This window comes from Klebsiella sp. CN_Kp088 (assembly GCF_040064335.1).
Classification (GTDB): domain Bacteria; phylum Pseudomonadota; class Gammaproteobacteria; order Enterobacterales; family Enterobacteriaceae; genus Klebsiella; species Klebsiella aerogenes.
The window spans coordinates 333236-352697 of sequence record NZ_JBEAIQ010000001.1 but is presented as its reverse complement, the minus strand read 5'-3'; the positions used below and the strand labels follow the sequence as shown (position 1 = coordinate 352697).

17 protein-coding genes and 1 riboswitch are annotated in these 19462 nt (G+C 54.7%); of the genes, 15 read left to right on the top strand and 2 right to left on the bottom strand.

Annotated features, from left to right (window positions below):
* Window positions 1-15: 15 nt before the first annotated feature.
* Window positions 16-119: riboswitch (TPP riboswitch) on the bottom strand.
* Window positions 120-376: 257 nt separating this feature from the next.
* From ABLV08_RS01735 to ABLV08_RS01710, 6 genes are all read left to right on the top strand, one after another.
* The gene (locus ABLV08_RS01735) at window positions 377-1501 is read left to right on the top strand and encodes a BamA/TamA family outer membrane protein (RefSeq protein ID WP_348855468.1); all 1125 of its coding nucleotides are present in this window, start codon (window positions 377-379) and stop codon (window positions 1499-1501) included.
* Between the two features lie 14 nt (window positions 1502-1515).
* Window positions 1516-2469 (top strand): hypothetical protein, encoded by a 954-nt coding sequence (locus tag ABLV08_RS01730; RefSeq protein ID WP_026612303.1) that lies wholly within the window; start codon window positions 1516-1518, stop codon window positions 2467-2469.
* Window positions 2470-2535: 66 nt separating this feature from the next.
* Window positions 2536-3642, top strand: a complete 1107-nt coding sequence (locus ABLV08_RS01725) for a DUF4056 domain-containing protein (protein ID WP_015705469.1) — start codon at window positions 2536-2538, stop codon at window positions 3640-3642.
* A gap of 66 nt (window positions 3643-3708) precedes the next feature.
* Window positions 3709-4662 carry a hypothetical protein gene (locus ABLV08_RS01720; protein WP_020078744.1) on the top strand — a complete coding sequence of 318 codons (954 nt, stop codon included), beginning with the start codon at window positions 3709-3711 and terminating at the stop codon, window positions 4660-4662.
* 108 nt (window positions 4663-4770) lie between these two features.
* Window positions 4771-5193: a hypothetical protein gene (locus ABLV08_RS01715; protein WP_026612304.1), complete on the top strand. Its 423-nt coding sequence runs from the start codon at window positions 4771-4773 to the stop codon at window positions 5191-5193.
* A 17-nt stretch (window positions 5194-5210) separates the two neighbouring features.
* Window positions 5211-5759, top strand: a complete 549-nt coding sequence (locus tag ABLV08_RS01710; RefSeq protein WP_015366547.1) for an RNA polymerase sigma factor — start codon at window positions 5211-5213, stop codon at window positions 5757-5759.
* A gap of 47 nt (window positions 5760-5806) precedes the next feature.
* Here the strand turns inward: ABLV08_RS01710 and ABLV08_RS01705 are convergent, their stop codons facing one another.
* Entirely contained in the window at window positions 5807-6691 is an 885-nt protein-coding gene (locus ABLV08_RS01705; RefSeq protein WP_126033114.1) for a LysR family transcriptional regulator, read from the bottom strand.
* Between the two features lie 162 nt (window positions 6692-6853).
* On the opposite strand from ABLV08_RS01705, the gene ABLV08_RS01700 reads away from it, so the two are divergent.
* Window positions 6854-7831, top strand: a complete 978-nt coding sequence (locus ABLV08_RS01700; RefSeq protein ID WP_348855467.1) for a nitronate monooxygenase — start codon at window positions 6854-6856, stop codon at window positions 7829-7831.
* A gap of 73 nt (window positions 7832-7904) precedes the next feature.
* Here the strand turns inward: ABLV08_RS01700 and ABLV08_RS01695 are convergent, their stop codons facing one another.
* Window positions 7905-9188, bottom strand: coding sequence for a glycoside hydrolase family 10 protein (locus tag ABLV08_RS01695; RefSeq protein ID WP_026612305.1), 1284 nt, complete (start codon window positions 9186-9188; stop codon window positions 7905-7907).
* A 280-nt stretch (window positions 9189-9468) separates the two neighbouring features.
* Here ABLV08_RS01695 and ABLV08_RS01690 point away from each other — a divergent pair, with 280 nt between their 5' ends.
* From ABLV08_RS01690 to tssA, 8 genes are all read left to right on the top strand, one after another.
* On the top strand, window positions 9469-9783 hold the full coding sequence (locus tag ABLV08_RS01690; protein ID WP_015705463.1) for a DUF2502 domain-containing protein: 315 nt from the start codon (window positions 9469-9471) through the stop codon (window positions 9781-9783).
* Between the two features lie 646 nt (window positions 9784-10429).
* The gene (locus ABLV08_RS01685; protein ID WP_015366552.1) at window positions 10430-10924 is read left to right on the top strand and encodes a hypothetical protein; all 495 of its coding nucleotides are present in this window, start codon (window positions 10430-10432) and stop codon (window positions 10922-10924) included.
* Window positions 10925-10948: 24 nt separating this feature from the next.
* Window positions 10949-11455: a type VI secretion system lipoprotein TssJ gene (gene tssJ / locus ABLV08_RS01680; RefSeq protein WP_015366553.1), complete on the top strand. Its 507-nt coding sequence runs from the start codon at window positions 10949-10951 to the stop codon at window positions 11453-11455.
* Between the two features lie 24 nt (window positions 11456-11479).
* Window positions 11480-12823 (top strand): type VI secretion system baseplate subunit TssK, encoded by a 1344-nt coding sequence (tssK, locus tag ABLV08_RS01675; RefSeq protein WP_015366554.1) that lies wholly within the window; start codon window positions 11480-11482, stop codon window positions 12821-12823.
* Window positions 12824-12837: 14 nt separating this feature from the next.
* Window positions 12838-14067, top strand: a complete 1230-nt coding sequence (locus ABLV08_RS01670) for a DotU family type VI secretion system protein (RefSeq protein ID WP_015705462.1) — start codon at window positions 12838-12840, stop codon at window positions 14065-14067.
* 2 nt (window positions 14068-14069) lie between these two features.
* The gene (gene tssM, locus ABLV08_RS01665; protein WP_032708093.1) at window positions 14070-17681 is read left to right on the top strand and encodes a type VI secretion system membrane subunit TssM; all 3612 of its coding nucleotides are present in this window, start codon (window positions 14070-14072) and stop codon (window positions 17679-17681) included.
* Between the two features lie 16 nt (window positions 17682-17697).
* On the top strand, window positions 17698-18405 hold the full coding sequence (gene tagF, locus ABLV08_RS01660) for a type VI secretion system-associated protein TagF (protein WP_032708092.1): 708 nt from the start codon (window positions 17698-17700) through the stop codon (window positions 18403-18405).
* Window positions 18406-18416: 11 nt separating this feature from the next.
* On the top strand, window positions 18417-19427 hold the full coding sequence (tssA, locus tag ABLV08_RS01655) for a type VI secretion system protein TssA (RefSeq protein WP_032708090.1): 1011 nt from the start codon (window positions 18417-18419) through the stop codon (window positions 19425-19427).
* The last annotated feature ends 35 nt before the right edge of the window (window positions 19428-19462 follow it).

Here is a 19462-nt window from a genome sequence, read left to right as displayed (position 1 = left end):
CAAAACTGAAAACTGGCGAACATGCCGACCCGTCCCTTCGCTGGCATGACCCAGATCAGGTTCAAAGGGTTCGGCTTTTACGCCATCTCAGCCCTCACGGGACACCCCTCGGTTGCGACATGTTATACGTCATTCACTTTTTGATTACAACGGCGGCGAACTAAAAACCATCGCACATGGTGACACTGTCACTTATTAATGGTCATGAACCAGAACGATAAATAACATTTATCAATTTGTGTGATTAACCACGCTTTTTTATCCAAAAATAAGCAAAGTAAGGAGAGGGTAAGTTGGCGAAGAACAAGGGCTTACGATATATTTTTAGCTCATTTCCTTAATATTCCCTTATGAATGCGTCAGTGCTGGAGACCGCATGAAGCTGGCAGGCCTTACTCTTTTACTGATGCTTGCTCTCGCGCCTGGCGCGTCTCGTGCCGCCCAATTGTTCGACCCTGAAGATGGCATGCTCGATATGAGCCAGTATCTGCAGGATAACCCGTACGGTTTTTTGCCGGTGCCGGTGATGATTACCGAACCGGCTATCGGCTACGGCGGCGGTCTGTTTGGTTTATTTCTGCATGGTAAAGGCTCCCGCGAGGGCGATCGTTTTATTCCACCGGCGCTGACCGGATTCGGCGGCGGTGGGACGCAAAATGGTACCTGGTTCATCGGCGCCGCGCATCGTCATACCTGGAATCATGACAGTATTCGTTATCTGGTTGGCGCGGGCTACGCCAATGTCAATCTCGATATCTATTCGGGTGACATTGCCGGGTTTAACAAAAATGTGGCAGTGCAAACCCATACCAAAGGCTTTGGCGGTCTGCAAAAGCTGTTGTTCCGCGTGGGGGACTCACCGGTTTTTCTCGGCGCCTCGCAATTCTATGCGCACACCGATGTAACCGCGGACAATCAGCTGATCAACAAGGTGTGGCAGCGGGTGTTGGGGGAAAACAGCACCTCTTCGGCCTTGGGCGTGGTGGCGGAATATGACACCACTGATAATTTTTTCTACCCTAAGAAAGGGTTATCACTGCAGGGCGAGTACCGTTTTTACCGCGCTCTTCTCGGCGGCGACTATCATTACAATCAGTGGTCGCTGGATGGTAAATACTTTATCCCGCTGGCGCCGACCTTAACCCTGGCGCTGGCGGCAAATTATCAGTCGCTGACTCATCATGACAAGCATCTAACGCCAATGGCCCGGCCTTACATCGAACTGCGCGGCATCTCGCGTTTTCGCTATCAGGGCGATTATGTTGCTGTCGCCCAGACGCAACTGGCCTGGCAATTTGCGCCGCGCTGGATCCTGCAAGGTTTTGTCGGTATCGGCAGCGCGAGCGATGAGGCGGGGTCGCTGTGGCAGCAAACCGAAGTTGCGTGGGGCTCCGGGTTTCGTTATCTGGTCGCCCGTCAGTATGGTTTATTTACCGGCGTCGATGTCGCATTTAGCGAACACGAACAGGCGGTCTATTTTAATGTGGGTTCCGGACTGTAAAGGTACGAATAAAAATGAGATGGAAAATAACCGTCATGACGCTGTTGTTGACCTCTGGCGCCGTGTGGAATGCCTGTGCGGCGGAAAGTGACGACAGTGATAGCTACTTTCCCATCTGGGGAGACGAAGCCCGCGCCCGCGGTTATTCCATCCCGCTGCCGTTTGGCGTCAATCTCAGCTATATGAATATGCGCCAGGATATTATGGTCGACAGCATCACCTTTTCCGGACTGAAGCTGGGTAACCATCCGATCCCCAGCGACATGTTCGCCATCGATGCCGGGCACACGCGGGAGAAGAGCAAAACCGAGAATCTTCGTCTCGATATGTGGGTGTTTCCCTTCCTTAATGTCTACGGGATTTTAGGCCACACCCGCGGTTCGTCGGTGTCGAATGTGTCGGTCGATGCCGACCCAACGCAATACCGCGGTCTGGATCGCATCATCGCCGGCGCAGTGCATAACCTTAATCAAAGTGGCGAGTTGCAAAATATCGATTTTGTTCTCGATTTTAAAGGTACCACCTGGGGAGGCGGGTTCACGCTGGCTGGCGGCTATGAGAACTGGTTTGCCCTCGTCGATACAAACTACACCCGCACCGATTTCGATATTCTCGACGGCAGTATTTCTGCCGTGACGGTGTCACCTCGCGTTGGCTATCGCTTCAACCTTCAGGGGATTTCCGGCCCTTCGCATCTCAGCGTGTGGGTCGGCAGTATGTATCAGGATGTGCAGCAGGAATTTAAAGGCAACCTGGCCGATTTGCATATGCCGCCACAGCTGCAGCCATTGATTGCCGCGGTCAATAAAGACGGCGACGGCAAGTTTGATGTCAAACAGAAACTCACTTCACCATGGAATATGCTGATCGGCGCCCAGTACGAAATCACGCGTAACTTCAACGTTCTGACCGAATTTGGCTTTAACGATCGCAATAGTTTCTTTGTCGCCGGTGAATACCGTTTTTGACTTAACGGCGTGTAGCCATCGGCGAGTATGATGCGCGCTGTTTTTGTATCATGGAGAACGCTTTTGATGCGTAAGAGTTTGTGGTGGTTATTGGCGGCTGCTTTTTCGGTATTTGCCCAGGACCCGGTATTACCGACGATTCCCGTTAACCATGTCAGCCCGGTAGTGGGTGAATTATCGCCGCCGGAATCGCTGCGCCCATGCTGCGCCTTCGGTTTCGATCTGCGGGTGCGCGCCATTGGCGTGCCAATCCCGGTTTATCAGATTGGTAATGTGCTGACGCTCGATACCTTAGGTGAGCATCATTACAACGATAGCGCGCTCGGCGCGGTCAAAAATCTGGTTGGCTTAAGCGATGAGCATAATGGCCTTATTTATACCCGCCGCGGCGGTTTTATTGATATTGCCCATGTGCGTGATACCGCTGATTACACCTTTTATTTATTCAGCCGAATTTACCCGACGCTGGGGCAGCCAGGACGCATCTTTTATAGCGAGGAACTGGGCGTACGCCGCGTCCAGTTAAATGCCTTTACGCCGCCGGCTTCAATGCCGCAGCGATATACGATTGCCGCCTGGCTTGCCGGCCATCTGGCCTTCGAAATTGCGCAATGGCATGAGATCGCCCAATGGTATGGTTTCCAGTCGGTTCCGGGTTTTTCAGAAGAAATTTCCGCCTTTTCGCCGGAGGACCTCTATTCCAATCTGCTTGGCGCGCGTCTGGCGATTAACGTTATTTTGCAAGGGCAAGCGGGTTCAGTCGATGCTTATAACCGGGCGATGGAAGCGGCGTTAAAACAGGCGCTGGTCAAACTGTTGGTCGCGCCGCAAAGTGAGACCGAGAGGATGTTCCGTGAAGTCGACGGCGACTGGTGGAACAGTAAACGGCGAGTGCCGGATAAATTTCTGGTGCTGAAGCGGAATTACGATCTCAGCGAAAATCGCCTGCCAACGCCGGTTCCTTTTGAACGCACGCCGCCGTATCGCCTGACGATGCCAAAGGAAGTTGCCGGATTTACGCTCGCGGAACTGGGTCAACTGCAAATCCATCCGGGGCAGGATATGCAGTCGCTGCCAGCGCCGCATAATTTTTATTCTCCGCAGCAGTTCCAGGAGCTCGCTGATAAAGCGCAGCAGGCGGATGCCATTCAGCTGCAGCGTATTGAAAAATAACTAACGTTTGGACGCTGCTGGCTATACTCAATCAAACGAATCCCCCCGTTGAGGTAGTATCAGACCATGGTATTTGTCGTTCCGCGCGCGTCCTGGCTACTGCTGGCGGTGCTATTAGTTAGTCAGGAATGTTATGCCCTGGACGGCAGTCGGCTAAAGCAGCGCGCGGACGCGGTGCTCACCTTAATGAGTTACACCGTGGTACCTGACGTTACCGCCAGCGATCTGAATATTGGCTCCGGCGCGAATGAGAAAAACGAACTAACCCTCACGCAATTTGGCGGCGGCGCCACCTTGAGTGAGGATTTTCCGCTCTATCTGGAAGGCACCCTCGGTTACAGTCGCTACGATCCGCAATTTGTGGTCAGCGATGGTGCCCAGAGCCGTACCATTCCCACCAAATGGAACAGTCTGACCGCTACCGGCGGCGTCGGCTGGGACTTTCCATTGTATCAGGACCGATGGGGCGGAAAACTGGTGCTACGGCCTATCTTCAATATGATGCTGGGCACCATGGCCAGCGATGCACGCCTCGGTCGCTGGGCGCTCGAACGTAAAACGGAGGTTGATATTCGCTTCCTCGATGGTGGGCGACTGAACGCTTATGGGTTGGGCGGTTCGTTAATGCTTGATTATGAACTGTTTTCCAAAACGCAGGATATTGACATAGAAGCGCGCTATTCCGCGATGAATTTGCAAACCTTCGGTAGCACATCAGAAGCGGTCCAGGGGCAGGCCAGCGCCGAAAATCTGGGTATCTACCTTCGTCGACGCGCGCCAATAGCCGACTGGACGCTGCTGAAAAGCCCGGTGCGCTACGTGCTGGAAGGCGCTCATACTATCTATCTTGGCGACCAGCGCGGTGAACTCGGCTTTGATAGCCTGAGTTCGCTCGGCATTGGTCTGGAACTCGACAGCAGCCAGTATCCGGTATTTATCACCCGTACCCGACTGGTGGCCCGCTATATGTTCGGTAATAACACCGAAGGGTATGGCCTCGGTTTAGCGATGAGTTTCTGAGTCATTTACCCGTTTTCATGATTGCGCTATTTTTTTCATTTTTATTGGCAATATTTTCTTCGCTGATTCGTCTACCTCGATACATACATTTTTATGAGGTAATTGACGATGAGAGATTTTGAACGACACGGGCATCATCACCAGGGTTTTGGACGTCACAGAATGGCGCGGCCGCTGATTATCGGCGCGGTGATTGTTGTGGTGCTGAGTCTGGTCGTGATGTCGCTATGGAACGCATTGCTGCCAGCTATCTTCGGGGTGAAAAGCATCGGTTTCTGGCAGGCTTTGGGATTACTGGCGCTGTGCCGTATCTTGTTTGGCGGTTTAGGTTTTCATCGCGGTATGTTTGGTATGGCGCAGGCGCGTCGACGCATGCATGAACGCTGGATGACCATGACCCCGGAGCAGCGAGAGGAGTTTGCCCAACGTTTCGGCCGCCACGGACATCGCGGCCGTTGCGGCTGGCATGAACGTCGCGGTGGGCAACCGACTGACGATAACCCATCGGCGAAAGCGCCGGATGCCGAGTGAACGAGGTAAACAATGCGATGGCGGGGGAATCACGGCTGCTGTCTGCGCTTGCCGCCTGTCGTGCGCGTTTAAGCGCGTTTATTCGCGGTAGAACCGCCGTACGTGACGATGCCGATGACATCCTGCAGGAAGTCACCCTGCAACTGATGAAGGTCGAGCAACCGGTGGAGAACGTGGCGGCATGGTTATTCCGGGCGGCGCGTAATGAAATGACCGACCGGTCGCGTAAGAAGCGCGAGTTGCCATTAACATTCGATACTGATGAAGATGGCGATGGCGGCTTTGCCGAGGATGAGCTGGCGGAAACGCTGTTTGGCGTCGCGCAGACGCCGGAGGAAGCCTATCTTAAAGAACTGCTGTGGGAGGCTTTAACCGAGGCGCTGGCGGAGCTGCCGCCGCTGCAGCGTGAAGCCTTCGAGAAAACCGAGCTGCAGGGCTATAGCTACAGGGAGCTGGCGGCAGAGAGCGGCGCTAGCGAGCAGGCGTGGCTGTCGCGTAAACACAAAGCGGTGCTGTTTCTTCGCAGCCGTTTGCGAACGCTCTACGATGAACTTACCGCACCTTAATTCATGCCCGGCGGCAGATAGCGCCGGGCTTTATTTTATCTGTATTTCTATAACATTGTCGCCAGCCACTCGGCGAAGACGCGCACCTTGCGCGAAACATGACGATGGGGATAAATAAGCGATAACTTCCTGGAGGGAACCGGATTATTCGGCAGGACTTCAATCAGCTCGCCGCTTTTCAACCAGGGGTGAAGGAAAAGATCCAGACCCTGCATAATGCCGAGTCCAGCAAGGCCAGCGGCGATGTAAGTCTCTGAATTATCCACCACCAGTTTACCCGCTAGCGAAATGTTCTGCTGCCCGGCGTCAGTCTGAAACACCCAGCGCATGGTCTGATGATTACTGTTATTCAGCCAGTTGATCGCCTGATGATGCCGCAGGTCGTCAAGGGTTGCGGGAACGCCGTATTTCGCCAGATAAGCCGGGCTGGCGCAGGTTTTCATACCAACGGTACCGAGATGACGTGCGATATAGTCACCGTCTTCAAGCTCGCCAATGCGCAGGACGCAATCGAGGCCCTCGCGAAGCATATCCCGCCGCCGGTCGGAGCTGCTCAGCACAATTTCAATCTCCGGATGTTGCTGATAAAAGGCGGGGAGATTCGGCACGACCACTAACTTCGCCAGGGCGATAGGCATATCTATGCGCAGTTGACCACGTAGCGGACGCTGCGGGGCGAAAGATTCCATAAGGTCATCGGCCTGCGCCAGCAGAGGTTTACTACGACGATAAAACGCCTCGCCATCAGGGGTGAGGTGGATCTGTCGGGTGGTACGCTGCAGAAGCCGAACGCCGCAGTGCTGCTCAAGCTGCTGTAGCGCTTTCGTGACCGCCGGGCGATGGATCTGCAGATTCTCGGCGGCGCGCGTAAAGCTGCCAGACTCGATAATCTCGATAAAAATCTTAATAGATTCAAACAGATTTAAGTTCATTTGTGCCAATGTGCTCCGATGACAACATCGTATTTCACTTTGATTATTACTTATTTAATAACAGTGAAGGATAATTTTTACTATTTTTCCCAACAATAAAGCGGCCTACAGTGGCGTCATCCCAGCGCTAAGCGCCAGAAAACACACTAAGGAAGCCGCATCATGCAAAACCATTCTGTTAGCCATATTCTCGGTATTGAAAAACCTGTCATTCAGGGGCCGCTATCCTGGCTAACCGACGCCCGGTTAGTCGCCGCAGTCAGTAATGCCGGCGGGCTGGGCGTATTAGGGCCGAACGCAGGTTTAACCGCACAAACCGCCGTCTCGACGCCGCAGGAAACGGCAGAAAAGATGCGTGAAGAGATCCGTAAAACGAAACGACTCACTGAGAAACCTTTCGCTGTAAATCTCATTCCGACGGTTAAAAACGATATCTGGACGCCGCCGATTGTAGAGGTAGTCAAGGAAGAGGGGGTTAAAGTGGTGGTTTATACCGGCTATGGTCAAGGAGCTATCATTCCCTCGCTGTTTGCCACGCTTAAGCAGGCCGGGATCAGCATTATTTATCGTGATATCAACCCGACGCCGGAAAACAGCCGCGAGGCCGAGGAGATGGGCGCTGATGTTATTGTCGCCACCGGCTTCGACGAAGGCGGAACGCTTCCGGGAACGGCGCTAGGGACGTTTTCAATCGTGCCATTGATTGTTGATGCGGTGAAGCGTGTGCCGGTGCTGGCGGCTGGCGGGATTACCGACCGGCGCACCGCCAGGGCCGCCCACGCGCTGGGCGCGCAGGGGGTATTTGCCGGCTCCGTGTTTATCAGCACCACCGAGAGCCGCGTGCCGCCATCGGTGAAAGAGATGATCGTGCAAGCTAACGGTCTGGATTTGCAGCTATTTCGCACATTGCCAGATTACTATCGTTCGCTGCCGGGTAAATTAGCCGCCAGGCTGGTGGCGTTAGATAAATCCGGCGCCAGTAATGAAACCATAGCCGCGGAAATGGGCGGTTTACGCGGCCTGCGAATTGGTATGCTGGAGGGCAACACTGACAAAGGCTACATTTCACTGGGAACCGGCATCGGCAGTATTCAGCGGATCAAGAGCGTAGCGGAAGTGGTGGAGGAACTGACGGTTTAATCTGCCTTCCCGCGTTCTCATGCGGAAAACAGAAACTCCCCGTTGCGACAACGGGGAGGGTGATTAGCCGGAATTAGCTACCCCAGCGCTGCTGCAAATACTGAACCGCCTGCTGGGTTTGCGGCTGGTTAAGGTTGTTTTCACGAAACAGAATCGTCCCCTGAATACCCGGTGTGGTTTCATTGAGGTCGATCTGTTTTTTCAGCTCCGGCACGCCGCCGTCGACCATCCAGTCTGGTTCATTTTTTGACGGTTCGCCGACTTTATACAGCGCCACGCCGATATAGAGCCGGGTGTGAGTGGGTTTCACGACATCGGCCCACCACTTAGCCAGCACATCATAGCGCGCGGCGTCGCGGGCGAACGGCCAGTACAACTGCGGCGCGATATAATCCAACAGCCCTTGTTGTACCCAACTGCGGGTATCGGCATAGGACTCGTCATAGGCCGCCGCGCCGCGGGTGTCAGAACCGGCCGGATCGTGGGAGCGGTTGCGCCATACCCCCGCCGGGCTGACGCCAAACTCAACCTGCGGATTGAGTTTCTTGATGGTCTGTGAGACCTGCGCTATCAACTGTTGGGTGTTGTGACGCCGCCAGTCGGCTTTCGAGGCATAACCTTGGCCATATCGCTGATAGGTTTGATTATCGTTCAGCGTCGATCCCGGCGTCTCAGTATAGAAATAGTCATCAAACTGCACGCCGTCGATGGGATAGTTTTGCACCACCTCCGCCACGATACTGGTGATCCAGTCACGGACTTCCGGGATCCCAGGGTCGAGCACAAAGCGATCGCTGGCAGTGCGTATCCAGTTGCGGTGGAGGACAAATACGCTGGCGGGGACCTGAGTCAGGGTGTGGTTAAGCTCGGCGATGGTAGCGGGTTTGGTATTAACCGATACCCGATACGGGTTGAACCACGCGTGAACTTTCATCCCGCGTTTATGCGCTTCATCGAGCATAAACTGCAGCGGATCGTAGCCGGGATTTTCGCCAATTTTGCCGGTCAGCATGTCTGACCACGGCAAGATGTGGGAATCCCACAGCGCGGTGCCGTCCGGTTTGACCTGGAAGAAGACGGTATTGATGCCCAGGCGTTGCAGATTGTCGAGTTTGGCGATCAGCGCCAGCTTCTGCTGGCTGATGCGGCTTTCCGGGCTACTGGCGATAATTGAACCCACCGGGGGCCAGTCGAGACGGGAAACCGTGGTGATCCAAACGCCGCGTACTGGCTGCTGATTCTTTGCCGATTTTTGCGCAACAGGCGGTTTGCTGGCGGTCACCAGCGATTTTGGCGCTTTACTGGTGCAAGTCACGAGCAGCAATACGGCGGCAGCAACTGCGCCGAGCCGGGTCATGCAGGTGACGGAGAGGAGGCGACGAGAAGCGATAATCATTACTCCCGTAGGCATGTAGACGCTTGAAAAATCACATTGTCTTATGATTCCCCCACCAGGGCAAGCCGCGCTCCGATGCAAAGAAAAATAAAACGCATTTTGTCTATTATCCGTACGCGTAACGTGCAGAACTAACGACAACCTTTCTCAGCAGGTAGCTGAAAAAGCAGAATTAACCTGGATAATTAGCTGGTCAGTTGTGTTACAACATATTACGAGACGCACAGCTAAGGAGAATCCGATGCGAAAAATATTATTGCTGGCCGCCGTTTTGCTGGCATCCGCACCGATCGTCACCCAGGCCGAGGAGATTACGCTTTTACCGGCTATTAAACTGCAGATAGGCGACCGGGATTCCTACGGTCATTACTGGGATGGCGGCCGTTGGCGTGACAAAGACTACTGGCATCGTCATTATGAATATCGTGACAAGCACTGGCGAAAGCTAGAGAAAAAACAGCGTAAAGCCTACGAGAAGGGCTATCACGACGGTCGTAAAGACGCGAAGAAGCGTGAGAAAGAATACTATAAACACCACAAGAATCATCATCACTAAAACAACAACGGGGCCATCAGGCTCCGTTTTAGTTCCTGCATTTCATCCTCCTAAGATTCAACTCATTATTCGCTGTTGTAGTTGCTTCGCGTAATCTGCCTTTAGAAGCCCACCGCAATAATGTCAAATATCGCTTTGAGTTTTTACAGTGTAAGCATTACCTGATGACAATAAAAATAGCCTACCAAGATTGGTGGGCAATTTTGCCGCCAAATATTTTTTAAGACTATTCCATATTCACAGCGAATGAAAAATCCGATTTGCAAAATAATTAAATATATCTTTTAAATCACATGGTTAAATTACACTTTATTTTGTATGGTTTTTGGGATTACACTTTTTTGGCGATTGTTCGTCTTTCAGCGCTAAATGCGTGAGTGAGATTAATCCTAAAAATTTAAATACGCTAACCACCCATAACTACGAGGCGAAATTGCGTGTTGAATTGACTCGATCGATCTGTAAAATTGTGTGGTGATAGTTAATGAAATGTAATAAAGGGATCCACTGCGGTGAAGATTCGTGCGGTAGCTATGGCCATATCACAGCTGGAACCCTTTTACGCACAGTGATTAAGGATATTCAGACTTGTTATTCAAGCAGGGATAACCCTTAAGAAAATAATAGCATTGCAATGGAAAAGCATATGAAAACGCGAGTGTTTTTAGCCGCTATGATTGCGGTTTCACTGGCAGGGTGCGAAGCGCCGCCGAAGCCGCAAATTACCGATGACACCATTGAAACCACGCAGGTTAACGGCGTCAATTTGACCCATCGCCATATTGTTGTTCCTCCAACGGAATTTACCCCGATTAACGCAGAATATCGCGCGCTGTATTCCGCCGCGGTAATGAGCCAGGCCGGGTATGGCGGCAAAGTGATTGTGCAATTAGTTCCAGGTGCTAATTATATTGCATTGGGACAGGCCCAGGACGGCTGGATAGCGTTAGCCAATGAAGGTCAGGAAAATTTAATTGGCTATGCTCCGGCCAATGCCGTTGTCAAAAGTGAGCTGTATGATAAAACGGTTCGCGAACAGTCGAAGCGCCCGAAGGCGCGTAAGAAAGCGACCTGCGTGAGCGTCGACGGAAATACCAAAGCCTGCAAAAACGGCAATAACGGTACCTGGATTCTGGATTAATCCCGCCTTTACGAGCGACACCGTATGAATAATAACTCTCTTTTACGCCAGGTCATGCTGGCGTTTTATTTGTTTCTTTTTACGTTGGTTAGTGGATGTGGTTCGTCTTCACACAGCGACCCTGCCCGATACAATCTTCAGTTCCAGGCCCACCCGCAAATTAACCGTTCTGCGCCATTAAAGGTCAGAGTGTTAGTGCTGAAATCCGATGCGGAATTCATGTCCGCCGATTTCTACTCCTTACAAAATAACGCGCAAAAAGTTCTCGCCGGCAACTTGCTGAACAGCGATGAATTTTTCCTGATGCCGGGGCAACTGGCAAAAAAACTCAGCGGGCAAAGCTCGCCGGAGGCGCGTTATATCGGAGTGATGGCGGAATACCAATCTCTGGATGGTAAAAAGTGGCGCATTTCTCTTCCTCTGCCAACGCCTGGCGAAACCCCTTTCTGGCAGTTCTGGAAACTGTCGGCAGATCAACTGCAAGCCAATTTATATCTTGACGTTAACGGGATCCGCGTCGTGCAGCAATAGCGCGAGCCCTAACAGGAAATTTGTATGAATAAAGCAGAAAAGGTGGTCTGGACCGAAGGCATGTTTTTGCGTCCGCATCACTTTCAGCGGGCAGAAAGCTACCTGCAAACGCAAATTCGCGAATGGGGCGGATTACAGCGCTCCTGGCTGTGGGGTTTTCTTGAGATTGAACTTGATGATGCGATGCTGCGTCAGGGGTGCATTGCCCTGAGCTATGCCAGCGGCCTGCTGCCGGATGGGACGTTCTTCCAGTTTCGCGATGCTCGTCAGGGCCCGGCGCCGTTGCAAATCCCGGATAACGTCACGGGCGAAAAAGTCGTATTGGCCTTGCCGGTACGCCGCGGCGGTCGGGAAGAGGTTATCTTCAGCGAGGAAAAAGACTCGCTGGCGCGATTTACCGCGTTTGAACAGGATGTGGAAGATGACAATGCGCTGTCGGTTGGCGATGCCACCGTGCAGTTTGCCCGCCCGCGGCTCACCCTGATGCTGGAAAAGGATTTAACCGCCGAGTGGACGGCCATCGGCGTGGCGTTCATCGCCGAAAAGCGCAACGATAACGCCGTAAAACTCGATAATGGCTATATCCCGCCGATGCTTAACGGCATCAATCATCCTTTGATTTACGCGATGATCAACGACTTGCATGGTCTGCTGGCGCAGCGTAGCCAGCAAATCGGCAGCCGGCTCCGACAGCCGGGGCGTTTTAATACTTCCGAATTAATTGAGTTCACTCTACTTGCGTTGGTCAATCGCCATCTCGGCCATCTCTCACATCTCAAAACGCTGCCGTTAGTTCATCCCGAGTCATTGTGGAATAGCTGGCTGCCGTTCGCCGCCGAGCTGACGACCTGGATGGCGCAGCGCGGTCCGGATGCTGCGTTGCCGATTTATGACCATGACGATCTCGCGAGCTGCTTCGGCAAACTGATGCTGTTGCTGCGCCAGGGGTTATCACAGGTAATGGAAGACAATGCCATCCAACTGCCGCTGATAGAACGATCGCATGGGTTGAACATCGCAACGGTACCCGAGAGCAGCATGGTGCGTGATTTCGGATTCGTATTGGCAGTTAAAGCCAGCGTACCAGGTGATGTTCTGCAAACGCACTTCCCGGCGCAGATGAAAGTCGCGCCGGTGAGCAAAATTCGCGATCTGGTGCAACTACAGCTTCCGGGTTTAATTCTGCGCGCTATGCCCGCCGCGCCGCCGCAAATTCCGTGGCATGCCGGTTACAACTACTTTGCAGTCGAGAAGGGCGGCGAGCTGTGGAACGACATGGAGAAATCTGGCGCCTTCGCCCTGCATCTGGCAGGCGAGTTCCCCGGCCTGGATATGGAATTTTGGGCTATCCGTAGCCCGTCGGAATAAGAAAGCGAGCGTTGATGATGCAGGAACAACAGGCCGATGCCAACCATGGCGTGAGCGGCAATAATCCCCTGGTGACGGCCGCCAACCCATTACTTAATGCGATTCCCCAGATCCGTCATTCGGTATCGCACGATGACCAGGCCGGTTTGCGCCAGCGTTTGATTGATGAAATCCGCCGTTTTGAAGTGCGCGGTCAGCAGGCGGGGTTACCCTACGAAGTAATAGTCGGCGCCCGTTACTGCCTGTGTACCGCACTGGACGAGGCTGCGGCCTTGACGCCATGGGGGAGTAGCGGCGTCTGGTCGGGCAGCGGTCTTTTAGTGACCTTTCACAATGAAACCTGGGGCGGGGAGAAGTTTTTCCAGCTGCTTGCACGCCTGTCGCAGAATCCGCGCGAACATATCAATCTGTTGGAACTGATCAACTACTGCTTATTGCTCGGCTTTGAAGGGCGTTACCGGGTAATGGATAACGGCCGCACGCAGTTGGAAACTATCAAACAGCGCCTGTGGCAGATGATTTGCGGCGTACGCGGCGGCTACGCGCCGCCGTTATCGGTTCACGGCGAGGATCGCCCGGTGCTGCGTAAACTGTGGCGTCCGGTGGTGCCGCTGTGGGCCTGCGTCGCGCTGGCGGGGTTCGCCGCCTGTCTGTTCTATATCATTCTTAACTGGCGGCTTGGCGATGCTACCAACCCGGTGTTGGCGAAAATTTACCAGACGCCGTTGCCGGAAGCGTCGATTGCTCAGCCGGCGGAAAAATTGCCGGCGGTACTTAACCTGCGAGGTTTTCTGCGCCCGGAAATTGCCGAAGGGCTGGTTGCGGTCCGTGACGAAGCGGACCGCAGCGTGGTGATCCTCAAAGGCGACGGGCTCTTTGCTTCGGCCTCAACGGTGGTGCGCGATCGCTACGACCCGGTCATTGACCGTATTGCGCAAGCGATGAACAACGTCAGCGGCCGCATTCTGGTGGTCGGCTATAGCGATAACGTGCCTATCCGCAGCGCGCGCTTTGCCTCGAACTACGAGCTGTCGCTGGAACGCGCGCGTTCGGTACAAAAACAACTGCAAAATCATCTGACGCAGCCCGAACGCGTAAAAGCCGAAGGGCGAGGGGAAATGAACCCCATCGCGCCGAATACCACTCCTGAGAACCGTGCCCGTAACCGCCGTGTGGAAATTACTCTGCTGGTGTCGCCCGATAATACCCGGGCTGAGCTGAACGGATTGCCCCAAGGAAATTAAGGATGCTGACACTTCTGCTTTCCATACTGACCAACCGGCTGCTGTGGGGTTTTCTCGGCGCTACGGCGGTGGCGGCCGTCATCTGGATGATTGGCCCGCTATTGTCGATTGTCGATACCAGGCCGCTAGAATCGGAACAAAACCGCGTTATATCTATTGCGCTGGTGTACCTCATCTGGGCGCAAAGCCACATTCTGCCGCGTCTGTACAACGCCTGGCTCAACCGCAAGCTGATGGATAACCTGAAGGAAGACACGCCGAAGGGCAACGATCCGCAGCAGCGCCTCAATAGCGAAGACCAGATCCTCGCCGATCGCTTTGATGAAGCCGCGCAAATGTTGAAAAAAGCGCACTTCAGCAAAACCGGTAATGGTCAGTGGACCCAGCGCTTTAGCACCCACTATCTGTATCAGCTGCCGTGGTATGTGATTATTGGCGCATCCGGCTCCGGTAAAACCACAGCCTTAGCCAACTCCGGGCTGCAGTTTCCGCTAGCCGACCGCTTCGGTAAAACGGCGTTACGCGGCATCGGCGGCACGCGCAACTGTGACTGGTGGTTTACCAACGAAGCCGTGCTGCTGGACACCGCCGGGCGCTATACCACCCAGGAGAGCGAGCAGGCGCAGGACGCCAGCGAGTGGCTGAAGTTTATGGGGTTATTGCGTAAATACCGCCGCCGCCAGCCGATTAACGGCGTTATCGTCACGGTAAGTATCTCCGATCTGTTAACGCAATCGACGGAGGCCTCGCGGCAGCAGGCGGTTAATCTGCGCCAGCGTCTCTCTGAACTACATGAACAATTGGGTATTCGTTTCCCGGTATACGTACTAGTGACGAAGGCCGATCTGCTTAAAGGCTTCCGCGCCTGGTTTGCCGGTTACGACAAGGCGCAGCGCGATCAAATCTGGGGCTTCACTTTCCCGTGGGAACAGGCAAGCCTTGCCGACTTCGATCTGATGGGCCGTTTTACCCAGGAGTTTGCGTTACTGCAACAACGGCTAGAAGCCGGGCTACCGGATACGATGCTGCAAGAGCATGATGCCAAAACCCGCGCCGAAGCCTGGCTGTTCCCGCAAGAGTTTGCGGCGTTGCGACCGCTGTTAGCGGACTATCTTAGTACCGTTTTTGCCCGCTCTAACTTTGAAACCGAGTTTTCACCGCGCGGCATTTATTTCGCCAGCGGCACCCAGGAAGGGCTACCGTTCGACCGCGTGATGGGCGAACTCAATCGCGCGCTGTCTTTGCCGCAGGGAAATGAAAACGACAACTGGGACTCGGTCAGTAAAGAAGCGCCGATCCCCGGCGCCAAGGGCCAGAGTTATTTCATTAAAAACCTGCTGCAAAACGTGATTTTCCAGGAAGCCGGCATCGCCGGGCAGAACCGCTGGTGGGAACTGCGTAACCGCGCGGCGATCTGGTCAGGCTATGCGGCGCTCGCGGCGCTGTTAATCATTTCATGCGTACTGTGGCTGACCAGCTACGGCAAAAACAAGGCCTACCTGCAAGAAGTCTCGGCGAAGGTGCCGCAGGTTGAGCAGCAGAGCAAAGCGCTGCAAAACCCCGAGCAGCGCGATCTGTTCGCCATGCTGCCGCTACTCAACGGCCTGCTGGAATTGCCGAAGAGCGCCGATTTTGACGTCAACGACCCGCCGGTCAGCCGCCGGATGGGGCTCTACCGCGGTAATGATGTCAGCGACGCCTCGCAGACGCTGTATCAAAAAGCGCTGCAGCAAATGCTGCTACCGGATGTCGCCATGCGAATCACTACCTGGTTGCGCAACGACAACGGCAGTGACGCCGAATATAGCTACGAGGCGTTGAAAGCCTATCAAATGCTCTATCAGCCCAAGCAGTATGACGGCAAGTTTTTACTCTCCTGGGTGATGCTTAACCTGCAGCGTAACCTGCCGCAAAACGTGACGCAGGCGCAGCTACGACAGCTGGAAGGGCATCTGGTCCAGCTACTGGAACCGCAAATCCAGTCCTCGCCGTATGCCAAAGACGATGCGCTGATCGCCCGCGAACGGGCGTTGATTAACCAGCAACCGCTCTCCTCAAGAGTGTATGGTCGGCTGAAACGTCTGCTTGAGCATGACGACAATCTGAAAGCGGTCTCGCTGGCGACGCTCGGCGGGCCGCAGAGCGAACTGGTGTTCTCGCGTAAAAGCGGTACACCGATCGCAGAAGGCGTGCCAGGGCTGTACACGCCAGATGGCTACTGGCAGGTGTTCAATAAACAGATCGATAACGTGACCAGCGCGCTGCATGAAGATGATATTTGGGTGCTGGGCGCCGCCAGCGCGTCGGAAGATAAGCAGCAAACCGATAACGCCGTCCGCCAGCTCTATATGCGTGATTTTATCGCCAACTGGGATCGCTTCCTCGCCGATATTCAGCTCAACAATAGCGCCGATCTGTCATCGCGGATCAACACCGCGCGCCTGCTTTCAGCCAGTAACTCGCCGCTGCGCCGGCTGGTTATCAGCCTGAGCCAGGTGCTGAACCTGGCGCGCGCTGAGCCGGATACGGTTAAAAGCGAAAGTTCAGCCGAGCAGGGCAACCGTGCGACCCGAACGCTGGAAGCGCTTTTTCGCCATGATGAGGGCGGCGCAACCCAGGGCGCGGCGCTTAGCCAGACGCCGGAACAGCTGGTAACCGAACACTACGCGCCGCTGATCGAGCTGGCGCAGCCGTTGGAAAAGGGCGGCAAAACGATTGTGTTTGACGACTTCCTCAAACAGATCGACGAACTTTATCGCTACTTGACCGCGGTACAGGATGCCGCCAACAGCGGTATGCAACCGCCGGGCGGCGATGCGATTAGCCGTCTGCAGGCCAGCGCCGGGCGTTTACCGGGCGGCCTGCAAACCATGTTCAGCAAAATGGCGGTCGGCGCCAGCAGTGATACCCAGCGCCGCGATCTCGATAACGTACGTAAACGGATTAACGTGGAAGTCGGCGGATTCTGCCGCCAGGCTATCGCCGGGCGCTATCCGCTGGTTCGCAGCGCCAGAAGCGAAGTCACGCCGGACGATCTGGCGCGTATGTTCGCGCCGGGTACCGGCATGATGGATACCTTCTTCCGTGATAACCTGACCAATAAAGTCGATACCACGCAATCAAGCTGGCGTTTTATGCCCGGCATCGATGGCAAAACGTTGCCGGGTAGTGAAGGGTTATTAAGGCCTTTCCAGCAGGCGCAATCGATCCGCGACGCGTTCTTTGCCAATGGCGCGACCACGCCGTCATTTAAAGTGACGGTGCGCACCATCAGCATGGACAACAGGATCCTTAACCTGACGCTGGATGTTGATGGCCAGCAGTTGCGCTACAGCCACGGTCCGCAGGCGGTGCAAATGATGAGCTGGCCAGGGCCGGGCGGCACCAATCAGGTGCGTATGCAACTCGGTCTGGCCGATGGTACCACCTCGACGCTGGTGACCAGCGGCTCATGGGCGCTGAACCGCTTTTTTGATAAAGCGCGCACCGCGCCCGGCAGCAGCAGTTTGAGCCGTCAGGCAACGTTTAACGTCGATGGTTATCAGGTCACGCTGGAGTTTGCGCCGAACAGTATTCGCAATCCGTTCCAGCTTCCCCGTTTCTCATGTCCATAACCGCAAGGAAAGCCGAATGACTCACGCCCCTGCGATGAGCTGGTACGGGAAACTCCCCAGTACCGGCGATTTTTTACAACGTCGATTTCCGGACATGCTGGTTCGCCAGTGGTCGCAATGGTTTCAGGTGGGGCTGTTGGCCTGGCAACAGGAGCAACAGCGTAGCGGCGAACGCCAGTTCAGCAACGCGCCGGTGTGGAATTTTATCGTCCCGCCGATGTTGAGCGGCCAGATGGTACAGATGGGGTGTCTGATCCCCGGACGCGATCGGGTAGGCCGCCAGTATCCCATCTGCGCGCAAATGGCCTTCAACCCGCTGGAGTGGTCGCCTTCAATCCTCACTCAGGCCGGAGAGTGGTATCAGCAGGTGGGCAGAACGCTGCTGCATGCGGTACGCAATGGCTTTTCCGCTGAACAACTTGACCAGGCGCTACTCGCCATTCCGGCACCAAAGCTGGTAGAGACGGAAAAGCGTTCGGAAATACTCGACGTGATTGGCTATCAGCAAGATGGGCAAAGCTCCCTTGGCTGGCAGCAGGCGGCGGACTGTTTTGATCCGCAGCGTCAGACCAGTTTTTGGTGGACCAACCGCGCCGATGGTTATCCGCTCTATACCCACGTCCATAGCGGTAATTTGACCGGCCAGCTGTTCACGCTGCTGTTTGATCCCGCCGGGGGCGCGAGACCGGGCCGTCACGGTCTGTATCCGCCGATGTTTGAATAAGCAGGTAGGCCATGAATATTGATGAATTCCTTGCTCCGGTTAGCGCGGAGCAGCCCTGCGGTGAAAACCTAGAATATGACGCTGATTTCCAGGCAATGGAACAAGCGATGCAGGGTAAAGCCGAGCAGCAGTTTGGCGACACCATTATCCCGGCGGAACCCGCTGACTGGACGACGGTAGAAAAGCTGGCGGCTGGGCTACTTAGCCGCACCAAAGATTTGCGCGTCATGCTGGCGCTGACTCAGGCGTGGACAAAACGCCGCGGCCTGAGTGGCTACGCGGATGGCCTGCTGCTGGTGCAACAGGCGCTGTCGCTTTACTGGCAGCCAATCTACCCGCTGCTGGAAGAGTATGGCGAAATTGACCCGTTTTACCGTATCAATGCGCTCGCGGGGCTAAGTGATAAATCAGCGCTGACCAGCGCGTTACGCAATGCCGTGTTGTTACGCAGTAATGGCGATGAACTGCTATTGCGCGATGCGCAGGCGCTGCTCGATGGCAGTAAAACCGAATGCGCGGATTATCCCGGCGGCCGTTCGCGATTGATTGATGAACTGGCCCGCGGCGGACAGCCGGGAATTGACGCCATCCTCGCCATTCACCAGCGCTTGCAGACTATCCGCGAAATATTAAGCGATTGTCTGGGTGAAAGCGGCGTGCCGGAAATGGAACAGCTGCAGAAGACCGTCGGTATCGTCGCCGGCGCCTGCCAGATAACCGATATTTCGTCCTTTCACGCGTCCCGCGAGGAGAGTGCCGTGAGTGAACATCAAGCGATTCCCGACGCGCTTGCGCCGTCAGCCGTTGACTGGCGCAGCGCGCAAATCAGCAGCCGCGCCGAGGCGCAGCAGATGCTGGAAAAAGTAAAACAGTACTTCGCCCAGCACGAACCGAGTCACCCCGCGCCGCTGATGATTGAACGGGTACAGCGGCTGATTGAGCTGGATTTTATGGACATCATCCGCGATTTAGCGCCGGACGGCGTTCATCAACTGGAAAACATTTTTGGACGTCGCGACTGACGCGTCCGGACATTATGGCGACAGGCATAAGGTCT